At 70.7% G+C, this 21,338-nt stretch carries 22 protein-coding genes and 2 pseudogenes; 16 read left to right on the top strand and 8 right to left on the bottom strand.

The window, feature by feature from the left end; translation table 11 throughout:
* Positions 1-283: pseudogene (locus ACLEQD_RS03725) on the top strand (hypothetical protein); the annotation flags it as partial.
* Between the two features lie 182 nt (positions 284-465).
* On the top strand, positions 466-1,494 hold the full coding sequence (locus ACLEQD_RS03720) for a peptidylprolyl isomerase (protein ID WP_410381879.1): 1,029 nt from the start codon (positions 466-468) through the stop codon (positions 1,492-1,494).
* A 19-nt stretch (positions 1,495-1,513) separates the two neighbouring features.
* Here ACLEQD_RS03720 and ACLEQD_RS03715 read toward each other — a convergent pair whose 3' ends face one another.
* On the bottom strand, positions 1,514-1,897 hold the full coding sequence (locus ACLEQD_RS03715) for a hypothetical protein (RefSeq protein WP_410381877.1): 384 nt from the start codon (positions 1,895-1,897) through the stop codon (positions 1,514-1,516).
* 198 nt (positions 1,898-2,095) lie between these two features.
* Here ACLEQD_RS03715 and ACLEQD_RS03710 point away from each other — a divergent pair, with 198 nt between their 5' ends.
* Both ACLEQD_RS03710 and ACLEQD_RS03705 read left to right on the top strand, forming a co-directional pair.
* A complete protein-coding gene (locus ACLEQD_RS03710) occupies positions 2,096-3,844 on the top strand; it encodes an MG2 domain-containing protein (protein WP_410381875.1) in 1,749 nt (582 codons plus the stop codon).
* A pseudogene (locus ACLEQD_RS03705) lies at positions 3,844-4,347 on the top strand (alpha-2-macroglobulin family protein); the annotation flags it as partial. The gene ACLEQD_RS03710 and the pseudogene ACLEQD_RS03705, both read left to right, overlap by 1 nt.
* On the opposite strand, the gene ACLEQD_RS03700 reads toward ACLEQD_RS03705, so the two are convergent.
* Positions 4,317-4,604, bottom strand: coding sequence for a hypothetical protein (locus tag ACLEQD_RS03700; RefSeq protein WP_410381873.1), 288 nt, complete (start codon positions 4,602-4,604; stop codon positions 4,317-4,319). The pseudogene ACLEQD_RS03705 and the gene ACLEQD_RS03700 sit on opposite strands and share 31 nt — an antisense overlap.
* Before the next feature lie 20 nt (positions 4,605-4,624).
* Here ACLEQD_RS03700 and ACLEQD_RS03695 point away from each other — a divergent pair, with 20 nt between their 5' ends.
* The 4 genes from ACLEQD_RS03695 (at position 4,625) to ACLEQD_RS03680 (ending at position 8,822) form a co-directional block, all read left to right on the top strand.
* On the top strand, positions 4,625-5,806 hold the full coding sequence (locus ACLEQD_RS03695; protein ID WP_410381871.1) for a hypothetical protein: 1,182 nt from the start codon (positions 4,625-4,627) through the stop codon (positions 5,804-5,806).
* Positions 5,782-6,219 carry a hypothetical protein gene (locus tag ACLEQD_RS03690; protein WP_410381869.1) on the top strand — a complete coding sequence of 146 codons (438 nt, stop codon included), beginning with the start codon at positions 5,782-5,784 and terminating at the stop codon, positions 6,217-6,219. Before ACLEQD_RS03695 ends, ACLEQD_RS03690 begins: the two co-directional genes overlap by 25 nt.
* A gap of 86 nt (positions 6,220-6,305) precedes the next feature.
* Entirely contained in the window at positions 6,306-7,448 is a 1,143-nt protein-coding gene (locus tag ACLEQD_RS03685; RefSeq protein ID WP_410381867.1) for an esterase/lipase family protein, read from the top strand.
* Between the two features lie 60 nt (positions 7,449-7,508).
* Positions 7,509-8,822, top strand: coding sequence for a PQQ-dependent sugar dehydrogenase (locus ACLEQD_RS03680; protein ID WP_410381865.1), 1,314 nt, complete (start codon positions 7,509-7,511; stop codon positions 8,820-8,822).
* Positions 8,823-8,837: 15 nt separating this feature from the next.
* Here ACLEQD_RS03680 and ACLEQD_RS03675 read toward each other — a convergent pair whose 3' ends face one another.
* The 4 genes from ACLEQD_RS03675 to ACLEQD_RS03660 all read right to left on the bottom strand — a co-directional run bounded on the left by ACLEQD_RS03675 (position 8,838) and on the right by ACLEQD_RS03660 (position 12,010).
* The gene (locus tag ACLEQD_RS03675) at positions 8,838-9,758 is read right to left on the bottom strand and encodes a hypothetical protein (RefSeq protein WP_410381863.1); all 921 of its coding nucleotides are present in this window, start codon (positions 9,756-9,758) and stop codon (positions 8,838-8,840) included.
* 128 nt (positions 9,759-9,886) lie between these two features.
* Positions 9,887-10,786, bottom strand: coding sequence for a hypothetical protein (locus ACLEQD_RS03670; protein ID WP_410381861.1), 900 nt, complete (start codon positions 10,784-10,786; stop codon positions 9,887-9,889).
* Between the two features lie 41 nt (positions 10,787-10,827).
* Positions 10,828-11,703, bottom strand: coding sequence for a hypothetical protein (locus ACLEQD_RS03665; protein WP_410381859.1), 876 nt, complete (start codon positions 11,701-11,703; stop codon positions 10,828-10,830).
* Positions 11,704-11,833: 130 nt separating this feature from the next.
* Positions 11,834-12,010: a hypothetical protein gene (locus tag ACLEQD_RS03660; protein WP_410381857.1), complete on the bottom strand. Its 177-nt coding sequence runs from the start codon at positions 12,008-12,010 to the stop codon at positions 11,834-11,836.
* A 133-nt stretch (positions 12,011-12,143) separates the two neighbouring features.
* Here ACLEQD_RS03660 and ACLEQD_RS03655 point away from each other — a divergent pair, with 133 nt between their 5' ends.
* The 5 genes from ACLEQD_RS03655 (at position 12,144) to ACLEQD_RS03635 (ending at position 17,216) form a co-directional block, all read left to right on the top strand.
* Positions 12,144-12,890, top strand: a complete 747-nt coding sequence (locus ACLEQD_RS03655) for a hypothetical protein (protein WP_410381855.1) — start codon at positions 12,144-12,146, stop codon at positions 12,888-12,890.
* A gap of 80 nt (positions 12,891-12,970) precedes the next feature.
* Positions 12,971-13,342 (top strand): hypothetical protein, encoded by a 372-nt coding sequence (locus tag ACLEQD_RS03650; RefSeq protein ID WP_410381853.1) that lies wholly within the window; start codon positions 12,971-12,973, stop codon positions 13,340-13,342.
* Between the two features lie 202 nt (positions 13,343-13,544).
* Positions 13,545-16,292, top strand: a complete 2,748-nt coding sequence (locus ACLEQD_RS03645) for a TonB family protein (RefSeq protein WP_410381851.1) — start codon at positions 13,545-13,547, stop codon at positions 16,290-16,292.
* Between the two features lies 1 nt (position 16,293).
* Entirely contained in the window at positions 16,294-16,635 is a 342-nt protein-coding gene (locus tag ACLEQD_RS03640) for a hypothetical protein (RefSeq protein WP_410381849.1), read from the top strand.
* A gap of 29 nt (positions 16,636-16,664) precedes the next feature.
* Entirely contained in the window at positions 16,665-17,216 is a 552-nt protein-coding gene (locus tag ACLEQD_RS03635) for a hypothetical protein (protein ID WP_410381847.1), read from the top strand.
* Positions 17,217-17,234: 18 nt separating this feature from the next.
* Here the strand turns inward: ACLEQD_RS03635 and ACLEQD_RS03630 are convergent, their stop codons facing one another.
* The gene (locus ACLEQD_RS03630; protein WP_410381845.1) at positions 17,235-17,774 is read right to left on the bottom strand and encodes a hypothetical protein; all 540 of its coding nucleotides are present in this window, start codon (positions 17,772-17,774) and stop codon (positions 17,235-17,237) included.
* 134 nt (positions 17,775-17,908) lie between these two features.
* Complete coding sequence (locus ACLEQD_RS03625; protein ID WP_410381843.1) at positions 17,909-18,673, bottom strand: endonuclease/exonuclease/phosphatase family protein; 765 nt, start codon at positions 18,671-18,673, stop codon at positions 17,909-17,911.
* 416 nt (positions 18,674-19,089) lie between these two features.
* Between ACLEQD_RS03625 and ACLEQD_RS03620 the strand changes: the two genes are divergently transcribed.
* The 3 genes from ACLEQD_RS03620 to ACLEQD_RS03610 all read left to right on the top strand — a co-directional run bounded on the left by ACLEQD_RS03620 (position 19,090) and on the right by ACLEQD_RS03610 (position 21,300).
* Entirely contained in the window at positions 19,090-19,977 is an 888-nt protein-coding gene (locus ACLEQD_RS03620) for a hypothetical protein (protein ID WP_410381841.1), read from the top strand.
* 1 nt (position 19,978) lies between these two features.
* A complete protein-coding gene (locus tag ACLEQD_RS03615) occupies positions 19,979-20,377 on the top strand; it encodes a hypothetical protein (protein WP_410381839.1) in 399 nt (132 codons plus the stop codon).
* A gap of 227 nt (positions 20,378-20,604) precedes the next feature.
* Positions 20,605-21,300 carry a DUF72 domain-containing protein gene (locus ACLEQD_RS03610; protein WP_410381837.1) on the top strand — a complete coding sequence of 232 codons (696 nt, stop codon included), beginning with the start codon at positions 20,605-20,607 and terminating at the stop codon, positions 21,298-21,300.
* Positions 21,301-21,338 lie beyond the last annotated feature (38 nt).

Below are 21,338 nucleotides of genomic sequence, written 5' to 3'. Positions count from 1 at the left end.
GGCCGGTGAGGCCGCCCTCAAGCAGGGCGCGAAGGCCGCCGCGGGCACCGCCGCCAAGGCGCTGGGCCGGTTCGCCCCGGGCGTCAACGTGGCCATCGCCGCGGTGGACGTGGCCAACGCGGGCGCGACGCTGATGGACAAGAACGCGGGCGTCGGCAAGAAGGTGACGTCGGTCATCACCGCCGTCGGTTCCATCGCCGCGGCCACCAACATCCCCATCGTCAGCCAGGTGGGCGCCGCGGTCTCCACGGTCTCCAGCATCGTGGGCGCCTTCTTCAAGTAGGCGTTCAAGAACCTCGCGGTTTGTCAGAGCGGCTCGGCTGGACTAGATCTCAGTCCATGCCGAGCCGTCGCTTTGTTCCCCATTGGCGCGGACGCGGACTCGTCGTCTATCTCCCGGGAGCATTCGTGACCCCCCCTCAAGGGAATGCAGGATCGGGCCGTGGCGTCGAGCGGCTGCTGAAGATGAGCCCGGTGGTGAGCAGCGTCTCCGCTGAAGCCCTCAAGCTCCCCAGCGTGCAGGCCCCCTCCCTGGAGGGCATCGCCGTGCGCGTCCCCACGCCGGACGACCTCACGGAAGAGGACCTGCTGCGCGCCTTCCACGAGAAGCGCCGCGCCCTGGCCACCACGCGCGAGCGTCAGAAGGGCGAAGCGCTGGAGCCGGGCGACGACGTCCAGCTCAACATCGTGGGCTATTGCGACGGCAAGCTCATCCCCTTCTCCGCGCGCTTCGGCATGACGACGGAGCTGGCGCCCATCGAGGCGCTGCCCGGGTTCTGCGAGGCCCTGGCCGAAGGCGGCAAGGTGGGCGAGTCCATGCAGATCGCCCTGGAGCTCCCGGCGGACTACCCGGTCGAAGGCCTCCAGGGGAAGCCCGCCCGCTTCCTGGTGGACATCGTCGGCGCCCACCAGGTGACGATGCTTCCGGACAGCTCCCCGGAGTTCCTCCAGAAGCTGGGGATGGGCAGCACGCTGGAAGAGGTGTTCAGCAACATCCGCGAGGAGCTGGAGGACGAGGTCGCGGGGCAGCTGTGGGCCCGGGCCCAGGACATGGTCCTGGACGAGGTGGCCCGGCGCGCGCCGGTGGAGCTGCCCCGGGTACTGGTGGAGGAGGAGCTGCGCCGCCGCTGGGTCCAGGCCGAGGGCCAGGCCATGGTCGCCTACCACTTCGACGTGGACGAGCAGCAGGAAGCGCTCCAGGGCTGGCTGACGGACCCCACCACGCGCGCGGACACCGAGCGCCGGCTGCACATCGGCATCGCGCTGAAGGCCGTCACGGAGGCGGAGAAGCTGCAGCTCACGCCGGAGAAGCTGGAGCAGCTGATCCGCGACTACGTGGAGCCCTTCGGGTTGACCGCGGAGGACGCCCACGCCGCCCTGCGCGAGTCGCCCGAGACGACCCGCCGCCTGACCGAGATGGGCTGGTACCTGCTCGCCGTGGAGCACGTGATGAACAAGGCGAAGGTCACCTTCGAGGGCGCGGAGCAGGGCTGAGCCGGCCCCGCTTCGGGCGTCAGCCCTCGCTGAACCACAGGCCCAGGCCGCCCAGCAGGCCCAGGCCCAGGAACATCACCGCCATTCCCCACGTCTGGCGGCGCGACCACCGCAGCCCTTCGCCGTACCGGTGGCCACACCACAGGATGAGGACGGCGAACCCCAGGCAGATGGACACGGGCCCGGCGGCGATCAGCATCCGGCGCTCCGTGCCGCTCACGTCCGCGACCGCCAGCACGCCCAGCGGCCCGAAGCCGACGACGAGCACGGCCAGCACGAGCCAGAAGGCACCCCGCCCCTCCCAGGTGTCCAGCTCCAGGTAGTGCACGACGCGCCGCCACCAGGCGCGGGGCGGTTCCGGGGGCGGCGACTCAGGGCTGCGCTGGGGGGTGTCGGGGAACACGGGCAGCTGTTCTAGCACGGGGGCCATTGCCGAACGCGATGCGCCAACCCCTGAATCCAGCTACGGCTGACAAGGATATGAATTGTAGCGTGACCGGCTGCAATCCTTGCCGGCCGAGCGTCCCACGCCGGGGTCGATGCTGCGGTGCCCCGCGCCACCGCTCAGAACTTCTGGCGTGCGCGTCCGTTGAACGACGCCATGGCCTTCCACGTCCCGCTTCCCCTGCGCGCACTGCTGCCCTTGGGGTTCACCGCCCTCCTCGTGATGTTGTCGCCCCGGGTCCTCGCGGCCCGGGCCACCACACGCTCCCTGGGCGGCGCGAACCGCTACCTGACCCATGTCACCACCGACAAGCCGCTCTACCGCCCCGGGGAGCAGGTGCTGGTGCGGGGCCTGGTGCTGGAGGCCCTGAGCCGCAAGCCCTACGCGGGCTCACTCCAGGCACAGCTGGAGGTGCGGGGGCCCAAGGGGGACGTCGTCACCACCAGCACGGCCTCCACGGCGGACGCCGTCTGGGGCTACGCCTGGCCCATCCCCGCCGGCCAGCCCGGCGGCGAGTACACCCTGCGCGTCACCTACCCGTGGACCGGCGCGGCCCCCGCGGAGCGGAAGTTCGACGTGCGCGCCTACCGGGCCCCCCGGCTCAAGTCCCAGATTGAATTCCTCCGCGACGGCTACGGGCCGGGCGACACCGTCACCGCCACGCTGGACGTGAAGCGCGCGGAGGGCGGCGTGCCGGAGGGCGCCAAGGTGACGGCCAACGCGCTCGTGGATGGCGCCACCGTGGCGCAGGTGCCGTGCACGGTGGACGCGAAGGGGCGCTGCACGGTGCGCTTCCCGCTGCCCACGGCGATGGAGCGCGGCGAGGGCACGCTGGCCTTCACCATCGAGGACGGGGGCGTGGTGGAGTCCGCGGCGAAGACGATCCCCATCCTCCTCCAGACGCTGGACCTGGCCCTGTACCCGGAGGGCGGCGACCTGGTGGCGGGGCTCGCCTCGCGCGTCTACTTCGAGGCGCGCACCCCCTCGCGCAAGCCGGCGGACCTGGTGGGCCGCGTGGTGGAGGTGGACAGCGGCCGGGTGGTCGCCCGCGTGCGTTCGGAGCACGAGGGCCGTGGCCGCTTCGAGCTGACCCCACAAGCGGGGGTGCGGTACGCGCTGCGCATCGACTCGCCGTCGGGCATCCAGAAGCGCTTCCCGCTGCCGGAGGTGAAGCCGACGGGCGCCGTCATCCGCGTGCGCGAGGACGTGGTGCCCGCGGGCCGGCTGGTGCAGCTCGCCGTGGGCCTGTCCGGCGTCGGCCGCGCGTCGGTGACGCTGAGCCAGCGCGAGGTGCGCGTCGCCTCGGCGGTGATTGGCGATGTGAAGGGCGGGCCGGTGACGCTGGATCCGGGCGAGGCGGATGGCGTGCTCGTCGCCACGGTGTGGGACCACGACGGGCGGCCCCTCGCGGAGCGGCTGGTGTTCCGCCAGCCCTCGAAGGAGCTGACGGTGGAGCTGAAGGCGGACCGCGAGCGCTACGTGCCCGGTGGCCCGGTCCAGCTCACGGCCCGGACGACGCGCGGCGGCCAGCCGGTCTCCGCGCTGGTGATGCTCACCGTGACGGATGACGCGGTGCTGGAGCTCCTGGAGAAGCGCGACCAGGCGCCGCAGCTCCCGGTCATGGTGCTGCTGGAGCCCGAGGTGAAGGAGCTGGCCGACGCGCAGCTCTACCTCGACGCGAAGAATCCGAAGTCGAAGCTGGCGGTGGACCTGCTGCTGGGGACGCAGGGCTGGCGGCGCTTCGCGCTGACCGACACGCAGGGCTTCCTCGCCCGGCATGGTGACGCGGCGATGCGCGTGCTCGCGGTGCGCTGGCCGCAGGAGCCCGTCCGCAAGCCCCGGCCGTCCGTCAGCAGGGCCGGGCGTGGCGTCGCCATGGCGGGCTGGGGCAGGCGCAGCCCCTGATGGACCGGGACGCCGTGCGCGATGAGGACGCCTTCGCCGGCCAGGCTGAGGGCGCGGTCCTCCCCGGCATGGCCCCTGTCGCCGCGGCGGCTCCGGCCCCCATGCCCCCGGCGGCAGAGGCCCCGGCCCCCGTGCTCCAGGTGGCGAAGGAGGAAGAGGCGCGGATGGAGGGGAATGCCTTCCGCGCGAAGAAGGACATGCGCTTCGACAAGCAGGTCCGCCAGGGGCAGCTGCTCTACCTGCGCGAGTTCGCGCACACCGCGCGGCCGAACCGCAAGGCGGGAGACCGGATCGACTTCGCGGAGACGCTCTACTGGAACGCCGGGGTGCGCACGGATGCCCGCACCGGCGAGGCGCGGGTGTCCTTCGCGATGAGCGACTCGGTGACGACGTTCAAGGCGGTCGCGGGGGCGGTGGGCGGTGACGGCGCGCTCGGCTCGGCGGTGGCGGAGCTGGAGTCCGTGCAGCCGTTCTACGCGGAGCCCAAGCTGCCGCTCGAGGTGACGTCCGGGGACGTGGTGCGGCTGCCGGTGGCGCTGGTGAACGGGACGCAGGCGCGGCTTTCGGGCGCGGGGGTGAAGGTGGAGCTGAAGGGCGACGTGAAGGTCTCCGGCGGCCCCACGCTGGACCTGGCCTCACAGGCGCGGGGCCGGCAGCTCTTCTCCCTGGAGATTGGCCAGGAGGCGCGGCCGGTGGACGTGAAGCTCACCGCGAGCGCGGGCGAGTACACGGACGTCGTCACCCGCACGCTGTCCATCAAGCCCGGGCTTCCCGGGCCGCGTGTCCTTCGGCGGGCTGCTGTCCGCGAAGGCAGCGGCGGAGCACCGGGTGGTGCTGCCCAGGAGCCTGGTGCCCGGCAGCGTGCGGACGTCCATCGCGGTGTACCCGGGCCCGCTGGCCAACATGACGGAGTCGCTGGCCCGCCTCATCCAGGAGCCCTCCGGCTGCTTCGAGCAGACCAGCTCCACGACGTACCCCATGACGATGGCGCAGCAGTACTTCCAGACGCACACCGGCGTGAACCCGGAGCTGGTGGCGAGCGCGCGCGAGAAGCTGGAGCGCGGCTACCAGCGGCTGGTGGGCTACGAGACGTCCGAGAAGGGCTACGAGTGGTTCGGGCAGAACCCGGGCCACGAGGCGCTGACCGCGTTCGGCCTGCTGCACTTCACGGACATGCGCCAGGTGCGCGAGGTGGACACCGCGATGCTGGAGCGCACGCGCGAGTGGCTGCTCCAGCAGCGGGATGGCCAGGGCGGCTTCAATCGCAAGCGCCGCGCGCTGCACGTGTGGGTGGAGGACGCGGACACGTCGAACGCATACATCCTCTGGACGCTGCTGGAGAGCGCGGGCCAGCCGGCCTCGCAGGCGAAGGCGCTGTCGCGCGAGGTGGCCTCGCTGAAGGCCGCCGCGGCGAAGAGCACCAACAGCTACGTGGTGGCCCTGGCGGCCAACACACTCGCGCTCGCGGGAGACACCGCCGAGGCCCGGACGCTGATGGGCCGGCTCGCCTCCTCACAGGGGAAGGACGGCGTGGTGGGAGGCGCGACGCAGTCCATCGTGGGCAGCTCCGGAGAGACGCTGAACATCGAGACCACCGCGCTGGCGGCGCTGGCGTGGATGCGCGAACCCGCCTACGTGGGCAACGTGGAGCGCGCGATGAAGTTCCTCGCGGAGTCCAGCGACGGTGGCCGCTACGGCGCGACGCAGAGCACGGTGCTCGCGCTGCGCGCCATCATCGCCTACGACAAGGCGCGCGCGTCCAAGCTCACCCCGGGCCTGGTGCGCGTCTACGTGGACGGCCACCCGGTGGGCGAGCCGGTGCGCTTCGATGGCTCCTCCCAGGAGGCCCTCAAGCTGCCCGACGTGAGCGCGCTGCTGGGCACGGGTGAGCGCCGCGTGGAGCTGCGGATGGAGGGGGCGCGGAGCTGCCGTACTCGGTGGAGGTCACCTACAACAGCGTGACGCCGGACAGCTCGAAGGACACGGCGGTGACGCTGGAGGTGGCGCTGGCGAAGACGGCCCTCACCGAGGGCGAGCCCACGGAGGCGCGGGTGGTGGTGGCCAACCGCACGGGCCAGCGGCTGCCCACGGCGGTGGCCATCTTCGGCGTGCCGGGCGGCCTGGAGGTGCGGCACGACCAGCTCAAGGAGCTGGTGAAGCGGCAGGTGGTGGATGCGTACGAGGTGCTCGGGCGCGACGTCGTCCTGTACTGGCGCGGCATGGAGCCCCACAAGCGCATCGACGTGCCGCTGTCCCTGGTGGCCGCGGTGCCCGGCACGTACACGGGCCCGTCCAGCCGCGCGTACCTGTACTACGCGGACGAGCACAAGACGTGGAGCGAGGGCGTGAAGGTCACCATCGCCCCGAAGCCGTAGCCGCGTGGGGAGGATTGGACAGACGGTGGACCGCACGGGGGGACCGCCCCCCGGCATCGGGCGGTCCTCACGTTAGGCTTGGCTCCATGGCAAACCGGCACCGCGTCTATCTGGTCCCCGGCTTCTTTGGCTTTACCCAGATGGGTGACAAGGAAACGGAGCGCATCGCCTACTTCCAGAACGTCCCCCGGCTGCTCGAGCAGCGGTTCAAGGAGCGCGGCATCGACGCGCGGGTGCATCCCGTGGCCTCCTCCCCTACTTCCGGGCTGGAGGCGCGTGCCCGCGACGTGTTCCGGGAGATGGCTCTCACCGCGAACGAGGACGACGCGCAGCTGCACCTCGTCGGGCACTCCACGGGCGGGCTGGATGCGCGGAGCGTCGTCTCACCGCGCATGGCCGGGGAGGCTCCGGCGTTCGTGAAGCGCGTGCGCTCGGTCGTGACCCTCTCCACCCCGCACTACGGCACCCCGCTGGCCAGCTTCTTCCACCAGGGCGACGTGGGGAAGACGCTGCTGCGCTACCTGTGGCTCTTCACCTTCCTCACCCTGCACCGCAAGGCCATGCCCTTCCGGACCGCCGCGCTCCAGGCGTGCTACTGGCTCGTGCTGAGGAGCGAACAGGCGAAGCTCCCGCCCAACCTCTTCAATCAGATTGTCCGGCTGACGGCGGACCTCTCCGAGAGCGAGCGCGAAGACCTCATCCGGTTCTTCAGCCAGGTGGGCGAGAACCAGGCGCTGATCCAGGACCTCATGCCGGCCAGCCTGCGAGCGTTCAACGCGGACACGGCGGACCGGGAGGGCGTGCGCTACGGCTGCGTCGTCACGGGCGCGCCGCCGCCCACGCTGGCCCTCCGCGTGCTGCTCACCCCGGACGCGCTCCTCTACGGCATCTTCTCCTTCCTGTATGGGAAGAGCGCGCCCCTGTCCCGGGAGCTCCAGGTTCCCGAGCGCACGGAGGCCCAGTCCCAGGCCCTCCAGGCGGTCTTCGGCGGGAAGTTCGAGTCCTGGAGCGACGGCATCGTCCCGAGCCGCTCCCAGGTCTGGGGACGGGTCCTCCACGTCGCGAAGGCGGACCACATGGACGTCATGGGCCACTTCGACCAGCCCCCGGAGTACATCAGCTGGCTGAAGTCGGGCTCCCACTTCCAGGAGCCTCAATTCCAGGCGGTGTGGGAACGAATCATCGACTTCACGGTGGGCGGCGGCGCGACTGTTCACCCGGGCAACTGAGGCGGCGCCGCGTGCCCGCCGGCGGGTGACGTCCGGCGCGTCCCGACGGAGAGTCACCCCATGCGCCATGGACTCGTGACCCCGTTCCTCGCCTCCCTCCTGCTATGCGCCGTCCCCGAAGCGGAGGCCCAGGCGCCCCGGCCGCCGACGCGCCAGGAGGGCAACCTCGCCCCGGGACGCGGGGGTGACAGTCAGCAGTCCGTGCCGCGACAGGGCGACATCCCCGCGGGCGCGCCCGTGGAGACCGCGCCCCCCAACGTCCCGGAGTTCAAGCCCGCGTTCCCGCAGCAGACGCGCGCCCCGGCGGTGAAGACGCGCACGCCCATCGTCGTGACGGAGATCGCCTCGGGCTTCAACAAGCCATGGGCCATCGCCTTCCTGCCGGATGGCCGCTTCCTCGTCACGGAGAAGCCCACGGGCTCGCTCTACATCGTCACCGCCGCGGGCAAGAAGTCGCCCCCGGTGGCGGGCCTCCCCAAGGTCGACGGCCGGGGCCAGGGCGGGCTGCTCGACGTGGAGGTGGGGCCCGACTACGCGAAGAGCGGGCTCATCTACTGGACCTATTACGAGCCGCGCGAGGGCGGCAACGGGCTCGCGGTGGCGCGCGCGCGGCTGGTGGACGGCCCGAAGCCGCGCATCGAGGGGCTTCAGGTCATCTTCCGCATGCAGCCCACGCTCGAGTCCACGCTGCACGCGGGCGGACGGCTCGTCTTCACGCCGGACGGCAAGCTCTTCGTCACGCTCGGCGAGCGCTCCATCCTCCCGGGCCGCGTCCAGGCGCAGGACCTCAAGAGCGACTTCGGCAAGGTGGTCCGCATCCTCCCGGACGGCTCCATCCCCCAGGACAATCCCTTCGTGGGCAGGAAGGACGCCCGGCCGGAGATCTGGTCCTCCGGACACCGCAACATCCTCGCCGCGGCCCTGGATGCCCGGCAGCGGCTCTGGATCGTGGAGATGGGACCGCGCGGAGGCGATGAACTCAACCGCCCGGAGGCCGGCAAGGACTACGGCTGGCCCACGATTGGCTATGGCGAGGAATACTCGGGCGAGCCCATCCACAAGACGACGCAGGCCGCCGGCATGGAGCAGCCTGTCTATTATTGGGATCCGGTCATCTCGCCCTCGGGGCTCACCATCTACTCGGGGTCGCTCTTCCCGGAGTGGAAGGGGAACTTCTTCATCGGCGGCCTGTCCAGCCAGGCGCTGGTGCGGCTCGTCCTGAAGGACGACCGCGTAGTCGGAGAGGAGCGCCTGCTCACGGAGCGCAACGCGCGCATCCGCGAGGTGGTCCAGGGGCCCGACGGTGCGCTCTACCTGCTCACGGATGATTCGAACGGCCGCCTGTGGAAGCTCACCCCGGGGGGCCGACGGTGAGCCAAGCGGGAGGACTCAGAGCCCTGACAGCTTGCGGTCCCGCACCTTCAGCCACGCCTGCTTCCGGGACAGGTAGGTGGAGCAGATGCGCCGCCAGGTCCACACGTCGCTCCGGGTCCACCAGTCCCCGAGCGGCTTGTCACCCAGCAGGTCGACGCCCAGGTCCCGCAGGTTGCCGAGGTTGCGGAAGCCCACCCCGTTGAGCCCTTCGTAGGCGTTGGACTCCAAGAGCAGCACCTTGTCCGTCTTCACGTGGTGGTCCACGACGAGGAAGGTGTGGCCGGAGTCCCACTGCCTGCGCCAGCCCTGGATGAGCGTCCACGGATGGGGAGGCGAGTCCTCGGAGGACGGGAGGATCGCCATGCCGCTCTCGATGGCGGCGGTGACCGGGGAGAAGTAGTCCTCCGTGGAGGCGACCATCATCTGCCGGTGCCTGCGCGCATCCCAGGCGAACTCCGCGCCGTGCGCGTCGGAGAACGCCTTCACGGTCAGCGCCTCCACGAAGGTGCAGCAGTTGTTCCGCTGCGGAGGCGCCAGCGGGACGTGGATGCCGGGGAGCGGCCACGGGTAATACGCCCGGTCCAGGTCGTAGCGATACGCGGTGAAGTCCTTCAGCAGCCTGATGAGCGTCTCCTCTGACACGGCGAGGGGCTCGTCGTCGTACGTCCGCCGCTGCACCGGCGGGGGCTTCGGCGCGAGGAGGACCGCCGCGTAGGCCTGCGACCTCCAGCGCGTGCAGATCCACGTGTCGAGCGCGCTCAGCGTCGGAACCTCCAGCCGCGCGTAGTCGGTGTCCTTCGTCGGGTAGCCCTTCCTGTGCTCGAGCACGAAGTAGGTGCCGGGCTCGACGTAGCCCTCGAACTGCGCATCCGTGTCTGGCAATACGAAGCCACGCAGCCGGATGGTGAGCTTCGCGACAAGTTCGGTCTCCGCCATGGTGCGTCTCCCGAGTGAGCTGAAGCGCACGCAGCGTACCGCACCGGCGTCCTCGGAAACCCGACAACCCCATCGGATTGCCGGGTGAGAGAACGCCGGTGTGAACGCCCTTCGTAGAGGCCCGGCGACTACGGCACCGCGCTCACGTCCACGTCGATGACGCGCGGCTCCTCGGTGCTCGTCGTGCCGGTGACCGGGGGCATCACGGCGGACACCTGGAGCGTCAGCGCCCATTCACCCGTGCTCAGCTGGGTGGGCACGTACTTCCAGGAGAGGTGCACGGCCCCCGTGGTCTCCCCTTCGGCCCACAGCGCCTCGCGCGCCCGCTGCTCGATCTCCGCCGTCGTCAGCCGCGTCCGGAGCAGGTGGCCAAAGCGCGCCAGGGGCGGCCAGCTGATGAGCGCGCGCTGGAAGCTGCCATCCGGGCCGTGGGACACCACCGCGCGGTGGCCCTCCACGCGGATGCCGTTGATGGCGCGCATCACGAAGGTCTTGTGGCGGTGGAGCGTAGGCGCTTCAGCGACCCCGTTCGTCTCGCTCTGGCTGAAGGACTTCACCTGCCGCACCGCCCCCAGCTCCGCCGTGGGGATGCCCCAGCGCTGCAGGCGCGCCAGCGCGGCCCGCTGCAACAGGGCGGGATCCTGCGGCGTCTCCGGGCCGCTCCCCACCTTGTTCAGCACCAGCACCTGGCCTTCGGACGGGTCGCGCTCGATCGTCCAGGTCTGGGACTCCATGTCGAAGCGGGTGCCCACCGGCACCTCCGCCTGGGAGAAGGGCTCGGTCGTTCCCACCAGCGAACGCTGCAGCACGGCGGCATCGAACGCCGAGCCGGGAAGCAGCGTGGTGGGGATTCCTCCAGTGGGAGGCGTGGCAAGCGCCGTGGAATCGAAGATGAAGCCGAGGGTCGCGCGGGAGGCCTGCGTGGCGGGGGCGGCGTCGGGCTCCATGAGGGTGCTGCCGCTGTCGCAGCCAGACGCGACGGCGAGCGGAAGGACGGTCAGGAATCGGATCAGCAGATGGGTCTTCATGGCGGTTCGTTCTTTCTTGTCGAAGGCGAGGGCGGCAGCGATCACTCAGGCAGCTTCTGCCCGTTGGAGGGGTCGCAGCCCCCCACGTAGAAGTAGGAGGAGGCGACCTTGCTGCCGGTGTTCTTGCGGTCCCGCCAGCCGCCAAACTCGAACATCGCCACACGTGCCGCCTTGGTTTCACCGAAGACGATGGACACCGGGCAGTCGTCGTTGTTCTTGCCGATGTCCCAGTCGTAGGCCTCGTCAATCCAGTTCTCGCCCACGCCATCGCTCCGCGAGCCCGACACGTAGCGCCGCACGTAGCGCTTCACGAAGTTGCCGCACGACGAGTCCCCGTGAAAGGCATTCCACACGCTGAAGCCGCTGGAGGGCGTCACGAGCGCCTGGCGGTAGCCGCCCTGCTTCCAGACCTGGTAGTCGCCAGACTGGCAGGCCTTCACGACGGCGATGTTCAGCTTGCCGTTGCCCAGGTTCATGTGGATGTCCGTGATGGCCGAACACGCGTCCACGTTGGTTCCCATCACCAGCCAGCTGCGCAGGAACGACTCGTTGTGGCCGCCATGGGTGTGCACGAAGAGGACGTCCGCGTCGTCCACGCCGGCATTGGCCTGGGTGTCCTTCGCGTCGGTCGCCGCCCCCTTGGAGGCGTCCGTCCAGAGGTCGGCGCGGGCGCTCGAGTTGTTGATGGTGCGCACGTCAGACCAGAGGCCGGAGCTCACGAGCGAGTTGAAGTAGCCCGCGAACTCCGCCGCCGTCTTCGTATGCACGGAGTGCGATGAGGCGTCGCACTGCCCCGCACCTCCGAAGTTGGCGATGCCGTAGACATGGGTCTCGTTCGCCAGCGCCGCCGCGGGCAGGAGCAGGGCCCCCGCCAGCGCCGCGCTCCGCCACGGCTGTGTCTGCTTCCAGAATTGCATGGTCCGAGTCTCCGCCCCGTCAGGGGTGTGTGGATGGCCTGCCGCGGCCGGAGGTGCGCGGCGTTCGCCGTGCCTTCTTCCGGCCCTGGCCCCTCAACGAAACCCGGAGGAATTTCCCCTCACCCCCCTCTCAATAAAAATGCGGAGGGCTCGAGACCTGCCGGAACCCGGGGCCCGGCCACGGCGTGGGGAACACGCTGGAGGTCCGCGGGAAGGCCACCAGCCGCCGCACGTGCTCCAGCACGGCGCAGAGTCGAAGCGCCTCCCAGTCCGGCCAGCTCACGGACGCATAGGGCCGCTTCACCACGGGCCTGGCGCCACTGGCGGCACGGTGATGTCCCGTGTCCGCCAGTCCCGGTACTCCTCCGAAGAGGCCAGGGTGAATCCACCACCCCCTCTTGATTGGAGAAGACCCCGTGCGTGCTGCTTCGCTCCTTGCAATGCTCCCTCGCTGGCTCGCCGTGTGCCTGGGCCTCTTCGGCGCTCAGGCCCTTGCGGGATACACGTCCGTGCCGGACGGGTACGTCCTGCTCGGCATCGAAACCTCGAACCGCTACCTGGTGGCGGGGGGCGCCAGGTTCTACATCCCGCCCGCGCAGCACTCCCTGTACTCCGGCGCCACCACCGTGGCGCTGCCCCAGGCCACCATCGACTCCTACACGCAGATCCCCCAGGAGGGCACGCTGATCCGCCAGAAGGGCACCGCGGAGATCTACGTCGTGGTGGGTCAGAGGTACTGGTGGATCCCGTCGCCCACGGAGCTGGACTACTGGGATGACTGGCGGATGGTCAATGACATCCCGAACAGCGACTGGCGGGCGCCCTTCGTCAACTACTCCTACAATGTCCTGGTCCAGGAGCGCTCGACGAGCCAGATCTACCTCTGGGTCGCTGGCGCCAAGTACCCCGTCACCACCTCGGCGGACCTCGACTATTTCGGGGGGCTGTCCAGTGTGAAGGTGATTCCACTGGGGACGCTGGCCAGCACCACGTACGAGCCGTGGTGCGGCGCGAACCTCCGGGAGCGTTCGAGCGGCACCGTGTACAACCTGGGCTACGTCAACAGCAGCTACACCTCCATGAGCAAGTCCGTCACGGCCAGCCCCGCGCACAGTGCCGTTCCGGATGGTGCGCTGGCCCCCGTGCCGCTGTTCAACGTCTCCGGCGGGCTCTCCTGCATCTGGTAGCTCCTTCCCTGTCCATGAATTCAAAAGCCTGACAGGGAAATGAATAGCAGTCATCACAACACAACAACAGAGGTGAACACATGTCTCGATTGGGAATTCTTCTGGCCGGTGCGCTGGCCCTGGGTCTGACCGCGTGCGGAGGCCCCGGGCAGGCAGAGGACGGCGCCGAGCCCGGCATGGCGTCGGCGCAGCAGGAACTGACGCAGTACTGTGGGCTGAACTGCCCCAGCGGCCAGCACCCGACGGCCTACCTGTGCAGCAGTTCGTGCGGCAGCTTCTGCACCAACACCAACAACGCGGTCCAGTGCGACAACAACACGGGCTCGTCGTTCACCTCGTGCGGCACGACCTGCCCGTCGCCGTACCGGGTCACCAGCACGTACGGCTCCTACAACTGCAGCAAGATCATTCCGTACCTGACCGGCAACAACACCGTCATCTGCACGCTGTGAACGGCCGCGCATGAGGCGGACAAGGCCTCACCTCGGCTGAAAGCGCGCGGTGGACTGGCGGCTCGCGAGCGCCGCCAGTCCACTGTCATGGGACTCGTCCACCAAGGGGGAGCGGACGCCGGGTGCTTGCGATGCGAGGCATTGGCCGGGCGGAATCCGGCGGATTGAACCCGACGCCGCATCCCGTATGCTCCGCCGCCCCATGTCCCCGAACCTGAAAGCCCGAAGCGCGCTCGCCGCGGCCTCGCTCCTGCTGGCTTCTCCGGCGCTCGCACAGGCACCGCAAGCCGCTGACGCGCCGACCGCGGAGGCGGCCGCGCAGGCGCAGCCCGTGATGACGAAGCCTCCGGCGCTGCTGCAGCAGGTGGAGGCCCCCTACCCGCCCGAAGCGCTCGCGCAGGGGCTCACCGCTTCCGTGCGCCTCATCATCACCATCGCCGCGGACGGCACCGTGGCGGACGTGCTGCCCACGGAGCCGGTGGGCCACGGCTTCGACGAGGCGGCCATCGCGGCGGTGCGCCAGTTCCGCTTCTCCCCCGCGGAGGTGGACGGCGTGCCCGCGCCCGTGCAGGTGGAGTACGTCTACCACTTCACCCTCGCCGCTCCGCCGGAGGAGGCCCCCGGACCGGAGCAGGTCCAGGCGGCGCCGAAGGCCACGCTCACCGGCCAGCTCATCTCTCGCGGCAGCCGCTCCCGGGTGGCCGGCGCCACCGTGCGCTGCGGTGACGACCCGGAGGCCCCCGAGGCCCTCTCCGACGCGGACGGCCGCTTCACGCTCGAGGTCCCGCCCGGCGAGTGCGCGGTGCGCGTGGTGGCGTCCGGCTTCCAGCTCTACCAGACGAAGGAGCAGCTCCAGGCGAACGAGACGACGGAGGTGAACTTCTTCCTCGCCCCCACCGCGGGCGCGCTGGAGACCGTGGTGCGCTCCGAGCGGCCGAAGAAGGAGGTCGTGCGCCGGACCATCACGCGCCAGGAGGCGCAGAAGACGCCGGGCACCTTCGGCGACCCCATCCGCGTCATCCAGACCCTGCCGGGCGTGGCGCGCGCGCCCTTCATCTCCGGCCAGCTGCTGGTGCGCGGCTCCAACCCCGGCCAGACGGCGACGCTGATGGACGGGGTCAGCATCCCCCTCCTCTTCCACCTCCTCGGCGGCCCCTCGGTGGTGAACGCCGAGTTCATCGACCAGCTCGACTTCTTCCCGGGCGGCTACGGCAGCCAGTACGGCCGCGCGGTGGGCGGCATCGTGGAGGTCGGCACGCGCAAGGGGGCCGCGGACACGTTCCACGGCTCGGTGAAGGTGGACCTGCTGGACGCGGGCTTCTTCCTGGAGGCGCCCGTGACGGACGGCATCAGCGTGGCCGCCGCCGCGCGGCGCTCGTACATCGACACGCTCCTGCCGCTGGTCCTCCCCAAGGACGAGGGCAGCACGCTGTCCGTGGTGCCGCGCTACTGGGACTACCAGGTGCGCGTGGACTTCGGCGCGAAGCGGGATGCCCGCTCGGAGGCGGAAGGACAGGCCCAGGCGGGCGGCGCCCGCAGCACCGGCTACGTCATGGCCTTCGGCAGTGACGACCAGCTGCGCCTGGTGTCCTCCGGCCCGGAGACGGAGCGCGACCTGTCGGTGGACACGCACACCCTCTTCCACCGCCTCAAGGGCGACTGGACGTACCGCAAGGGCGCGCTCACGTCCGTCTTCACGCCGTACGTGGGCTACGACGGCACCAGCTTCAGGTTCGGCGCCGCGAAGCAGGACGGCGTGGGCTACACGGTGGGCGCGCGCGAGGTGCTGGGCCTGGAGCTGTCCTCCGCGCTCACCGTCCGCACCGGCCTGGACCTCGTGTACGAGCACCAGGCCTTCGACGTGGAGTTCCCCGCCCCGGAGAACTTCGAGTACGTGGCCTTCCCCGGCGCCGAGTCCGTGGGCGAGCTGCTGGTGGAGAAGATCGGCCTGGGCTCCTTCGACGGCGCGCTCTTCGTGGAGGCGGACCTGAAGGTGGGGAGGTTCACCTTCACGCCCGGCGTGCGCGGCAACTTCCAGCGCGCGGGTGACGCCCGGAACGTGGCGCTGGATCCCCGGCTGTGGGTGCGCTTCGAGGCCACCGAGCGCACCCAGCTCAAGGGCTCGCTCGGCCTCTACAGCCAGCCGGCGGAGACGTTCCGCTTCATCACCCTGCCGTACGGCAACCCGGAGCTCGCCTACCAGCGTGCGTTCCAGAGCAGCCTCGGCGTGGAGCACCGGCTGACGGACGTGCTCAACGTGGACGTGACGGGCTTCTTCAACCGCCGCTACGACAACATCGCGGCGCCCGGGCAGCTCCGCTCGCTGCCGGGGGGAGGCGTCATCCAGGTGCCGTACTCCAACCAGGGCATCGGCCGCGCCCTGGGCCTGGAGGTGATGGTGAAGAAGCAGCGCGCGTCCGCGTCGGACCGGTGGTCCGGCTGGCTGTCCTACACCTTCAGCCAGTCCCTGGACGGACGCGCGGGCCCCGCCCCCGAGCAGAATGGGAGCGACTTCGGCGGAGGCTTTGGCGGCAACGGCGACGACACGTACGGCCTCAGCCCCTTCGACCAGACGCACATCCTCACGCTGGTGAGCAACTACGTGCTGGGCAACGGCTGGGAGCTGGGCGGGCGCTTCCGCTACACCACCGGCCGTCCGACGACGCCCATCAACCACACGTTCGACCTGTACCAGGTGGACCGCAACCGCTTCAACGGCACGTACGGCCCCTATGCCTCGTCGCGCACGTCCGGCTTCCACCAGCTGGACATGCGGTTGGACAAGAGCTGGCAGTTCCAGAGCTGGACCCTGGGGGTCTACCTGGACGTGCAGAACCTCTACAACGCGGAGAACGTCGAGTTCACCTTCAATGACTACCGGCAGCGCCGCGAGTACGAGGTGCCCGGCATCCCCATCCTTCCCGTGGTGGGCGTGAAAGGAAGCTTCTGACATGAAAGCCCTGCTCCACACCGGAGGCCTGCTGCTCCTGGCGCTGGCTTCCTTCGCCTGCGTCGAACCGGAGGACAAGCCCTCCAACGTGCACGACCTGCGGGTGCTCGGCGTCTCCACGGAGAAGCCCGAGCTGATCGCCTCCACCTGCGAACAGACGCCGGAGGCCTTTGACGAGCTCGCGGCGGAGGTGACGTACCGCGCGCTGCTGGTGGACCCCGCCGGCGAGGGCGCCCCATCCAGTACACGCTGTGGGCCTGCGCGGATCCGGCGGACCGCACGTGCGCGAAGGAAGCGGACCGCGCGCTGCTCGCGGAGGGCACCACGACCGCGGGTGAGCTGACGCTCGCCATCCGCCCCGGCGCGGCCCGGGTGGCGGAGGACCGGCTCCTCCTGGAGCGCGTGCTGGAGGAGGACGCCTACCAGGGGCTGGGCGGCATCCGCATGCCGCTGGTCCTCCGGGTGGTGGCGGGCGACGAGGAGGTGTACGCGCAGAAGCTGATGGTCTTCTGGTGCCCGGTGGTGGAGGGCATGACGGCCAACGTGCAGCCGGTGCTCCCGGGCCTGCGCGTGGACGACGTGCCCTGGCCGGAGGGCGAGCCGCTGGAGCTGAGCGGCCCCGGCCCCTTCGTGGTGACGGCGGACGACGTGTCAGGCCTGGAGGAGCACTACGTGGTGCCGGGGCTGCGGCTGCAGGCCGTCAACCTCAAGGAGGCCTGGGAGATCGCCTGGTACAGCACGCTGGGCGAGTTCAGCCTGTCGGAGACGGGCGGCGCGGACTTCGGCGGCCAGGAGGGACGGCACCGCGTGGAGTGGGAGCCGGCCGACGGCGCGGGGGCCCAGGAGGTGACGTTCTGGGCCGTGGTGCGGGACGGGCGCGGCGGCAGCTCCTGGCTGGTGCGCCGCGCGCGCTGGAGCCCCTGAGCCCTTCGCATCAGTGCGTCATCGCCGGGCGGCGCGTCCCCACCGGAGCGTCAGCCCGAGGTTGCCGGTCGGCTGACGGCGGCCGTCCTCGAGGTCGAGCGGAAACTCGAGGCCGGCCTCCGCGCGAAGCTCCAGGGACGGATTCAGCCGGTACGCGACGCCCAGCGAGCCGCCCGGTGAGAGCAGCAGGTGCGAGCCATTGAACCGGCCCTGGAACACGGTGAGCGGGCCCGCGAAGCCTCCCATCAGCGAGGCGCCCCCGGTCAGGGTCCACGTCCGGTTGAGCCGATAGTCGACCAGCGTCTGCGCGCCGAGCCGCAGGTTGACGGGCTCCGTGGCGTTGTTGGTGACGGGGACGTACCAGACGCCCGCGCTCGGGGCGACCGACAGGGTCCAGGGTGAACGGTCGACCAGCCGATGCCGGGTCCCGAGCTCGAGGCCCAGCAAGGTGAGGCGGCCGCCCCAATCCCAGTTCTCGCCAGCCCCCTTGCGGAAGGTGAGCTCGGGGTTGGGCAGATAGGCCCGCTCCCGGCCGCGCTCGAAGGCCAGCGTGTTCACGGAGACGCCGACCTCGGTCGTCCCCACGGGGGTCGTCGCCGCGCCCAGGTTCCGCGCGCCGCTCAGACAGCCAGGAGCGAGGAGGAGGAGGAGCGCCCCCATCCACAGGGGCCGCGGGCGATGCCGTGGCGTCATCACGGCCATGCGAAGCGCACCCAGACCGGCTGGTGGTCGCTCCCGGCGGGGAGCGGGTCCACGCCGCGCTCCACCGGCGAGAGCCCCCGGACGAAGACGGAGTCGAGCGGCAGGCCGCCGATGATGGAGTCCACGGTGTCCCCCACGCCTTCGGTGGCCCACTGGAAGCCCGAGTCCGAGAACAGCTTCACGGTCTGCGAGAGGCTTCCCGGGTCGGAGGTGTTGAAGTCACCGGCGATGACCTGCAAGGGCGCCGCGCCCGCGACCGCGTGGAGGACGGTCTCCGCCTGCTCCAGCCGGGCGCCGAGCCCGACGATGGGGGTCGCGCCGTGCACGGAGACCACCTGGAGGGGCGTCCCCTGGATGTCCAGCGTCGCGGCGACGGCGATGCGGTGTTGCTGGTGATACGGGTCGTCGTGGGGAAGGTTGATCTTCGCGTCCGCGGTGATGGGCCACCGGCTCAACACCGCGTTCCCGAAGTCGTCGCCGTCCTTCGCCACGGAGGCCGGATAGTAGACGTAGGCCAGCCCCAGCTCCCTCGCGATCCTGTCCACGGAGGGCGCGTCCATCTCCTGCATCGTGATGACGTCCGCCTGCGCGAGCGGGGGGCGCGTCAGGGCCGTGATCGCCTCGGTGACGTGCTCGGCGAAGGCGAGGTTGAACGTCACGACGGTGACCGAGGAGGGAGCCTCCACCGCGACGGGGGCGGCAGGCCGATGGTCGCCGCTGTACCGGGGCCCGGCCGCGTCGGGGTAGCTCTTCATGGGGGCGCATCCGCTCAGGAGCCCGAGCAGCAGGAGCGCGAACAGCGGTACGGCGGGCGATCCCTTCTTCGGATGGAACGCCCTGCTCCGCTGGGCGACCCGGCGTACGGTGTTGCACGGCAAGGACTGACTCATCCCGGACATGAACGGTACGGGATGCCAAAGATTCCACCGTCGCGGCCAGGCCGGAGCGGGTGAAGGCAACGGCTGTCTGCCTGGCCCCCCGCACCGTTCATCCTGGACGGAGGTTCGCGCCTGCCCTCCCGCGAGCACGACCGGAAGTGCTTGCGCCAACCACCGCGCGAGACCCGGGCCCTGTATTCGCGTGGGGCCCGGAGCCTTATCCATTCAGTCGCGCGGGGGGCCGGAACCTTCCGCGCCTGCCGTTCTACCCGCAGCACCCAAGAGGCATCTGAATGAACCAGGATCCTTACTCCATGCAGGGCCAGCAGATGTATGGCGAAGCCCTCAAGGCTCGCATCGTCGACGCCGTGCGCGAGCGCGTCGTGTCCGGGCTGGAGGAGCGAATCGGCTCGGAAATCCGTGAGCGCGTCGGCGACGCGGTCCGCGGTGCGATGAGCGAGCGCATGATGAACATGCAGCAGGGCGAGGGGGGCGGTCAGCCGTTCGACACGGAGCGGATCGCCGAGGCCGTCCACCACCGCGTCGCCGACGCCATCCACGAGCGCGTGCTGAGCGGCGTGCACGAGCGCGCCCGCGACGTGCTCCGGGAGCGGCTCGGTGAGGCGCTGCGCGCCGGGCTCTCCGAGCACTGGATGAGCATGCAGCAGGGGCACGGGCAGTTCGATCCCCAGCGCCTCGCCGAGCGCGTGCGCATCAAGCTCGAGGACGCCCTGCGCGACAGGCTGAGCTCCGTCGTGCGCGAGCGCGTCCGCGACGCGCTGCGCGAGCGGCTGGCCGCGGCGCTGCGCTCCGCGATGATGGAGCGGAGGATGGGCATGGAGGGCTTCGCGCAGGTGGACCCCGAGCGCATCGCCGACGCCCTCCGCGCCCGGATCGCCGACAGCGTGTCCGAGCGGATCCACACCGTCGTGCGCGAGCGCATCCGCGAGGCGCTGAAGGAGCGCCTGCCGGACATGCTGCGCTCCGCGCTGAGCGAGCGCCGGACGCAGGGCATGGGGCAGATTGATCCGGACCGCCTCGCGGACACCCTGCGCGAGCGCCTCGCGGACACCTGCGCGAGCGCATCCAGAGCGGCCTGCGTGAGCGCGTGCGCGACGCCCTGCGCGAGCGACTGGCGACCAGCTGCGCGCCCGGCTGAGCGAGCGCCACCAGGGGGCTGACATGGGCTTCCAGCAGCAGGGCTCCGCGCAGGTGGACCCCGAGCGCATCGCCGAGGCGCTCCGCGGGCGCCTCGTCGACGCCCTCCACGAGCGGCTGTCCAACAACCTCCGCGAGCACCTGCAGGAGGCGCTGCGTGATCGGCTGGGTGACGCCGTCCGCGAGTCGCTGGGCGCCATGGGGCCGGTGGGCCACATGACGGGCGGGGCCGGAGAGCAGCGGATGGGCGGCTTCCAGACGCAGGGCCCCGGGCAGATCGACACCGAGGGCATCGTGGACGCCATCCGCGAGCGCGTGGGCGAGGAGATCCGCGAGCGGATGTCGGACGTCGTCCGTGAGCGCGTCACCGAGGCGGTGCGCAAGGAGCTGCGCAACGGCACCAGCAACCAGCCCCAGGCCTGACGCGCACCGCGCCCGGGGCTTCCTCCTCCATCCGTTCATGAGGTGGAGGAGGGTTGTCCGGCCCTGTCACGCGCGCGGCTTGCGCTTCTCGAGCAGCGCCCCGCGGGCAGGGGCCCCCTGACGCCGCGCCTGCCCGTGCCTAGGTTCCTGGGTTGCGCCAGGGACCTTCCATTCCTGCCCGGGGGCAATGCCGGGTCGGCTGCGCCGGCTGGAGCCTGTCGAGCGCGGTGGGCGAGCACTTCCCCACGGCGGGCACCCACCTGGAGCGCTATGCGCGCGTCCTGCCCGCGGTGGAGATCAACTCCTCCTTCTACCGGCCGCACCGGCCCGCCACCTACGCGCGCTGGAGGGACAGCGTCCCGGAGACGTTCCGCTTCGCGGTGAAGGTCCCCAAGGTCATCACCCATGAGCTGCGCTTGCGCGACGTGCGCGAGCCACTGGAGCGCTTCCTGGGCGAGGCGGGCCACCTGGAGGCGAAGCTGGGGTGCCTGCTGGTGCAGCTGCCGCCCAGCCTCCAGCACGAGCCCGGGACGGCCCGCGCCTTCTTCCAGGCCCTGCGGGAGCGGACCGCGGCCGACGTCGTCTGCGAGCCCAGGCACCGGACCTGGTTCACGGACGAGGCCCGGCGCGTGCTGGAGGACGCCCGCATCCGCTACGTGAAAGCGGATCCGCTCGCGGTGAGCGCAACCGAGCCACCGGACGCGGAGGTCGTCTACTACCGGCTGCACGGCTCGCCGAAGATGTATTCCTCCGCGTACTCCCAGGCGTTCCTGGAGGCGCTGGCCAAGGAGCTCTCCGGCCACGAGCAGGCCAGCCGGCGCGTGTGGTGCATCTTCGACAACACGGCGGAGGGAGCCGCCCTCCCGAACGCGCTGTCCTTGCTGCGACTCGACAGTTCGGCGCGGGCCCCGGCTACGACGTGAGCAGCGTCTACGTCAGCGGCACCTGGGGGAAGGCGTTC

It is taken from the genome of Corallococcus sp. 4LFB, from assembly GCF_046520365.1.
In the GTDB taxonomy this organism is placed as follows: Bacteria; Myxococcota; Myxococcia; order Myxococcales; family Myxococcaceae; genus Corallococcus; species Corallococcus caeni.
The sequence above is the reverse complement of the archived record's forward strand: the minus strand, read 5'-3'. Positions and strand labels throughout refer to the sequence as shown.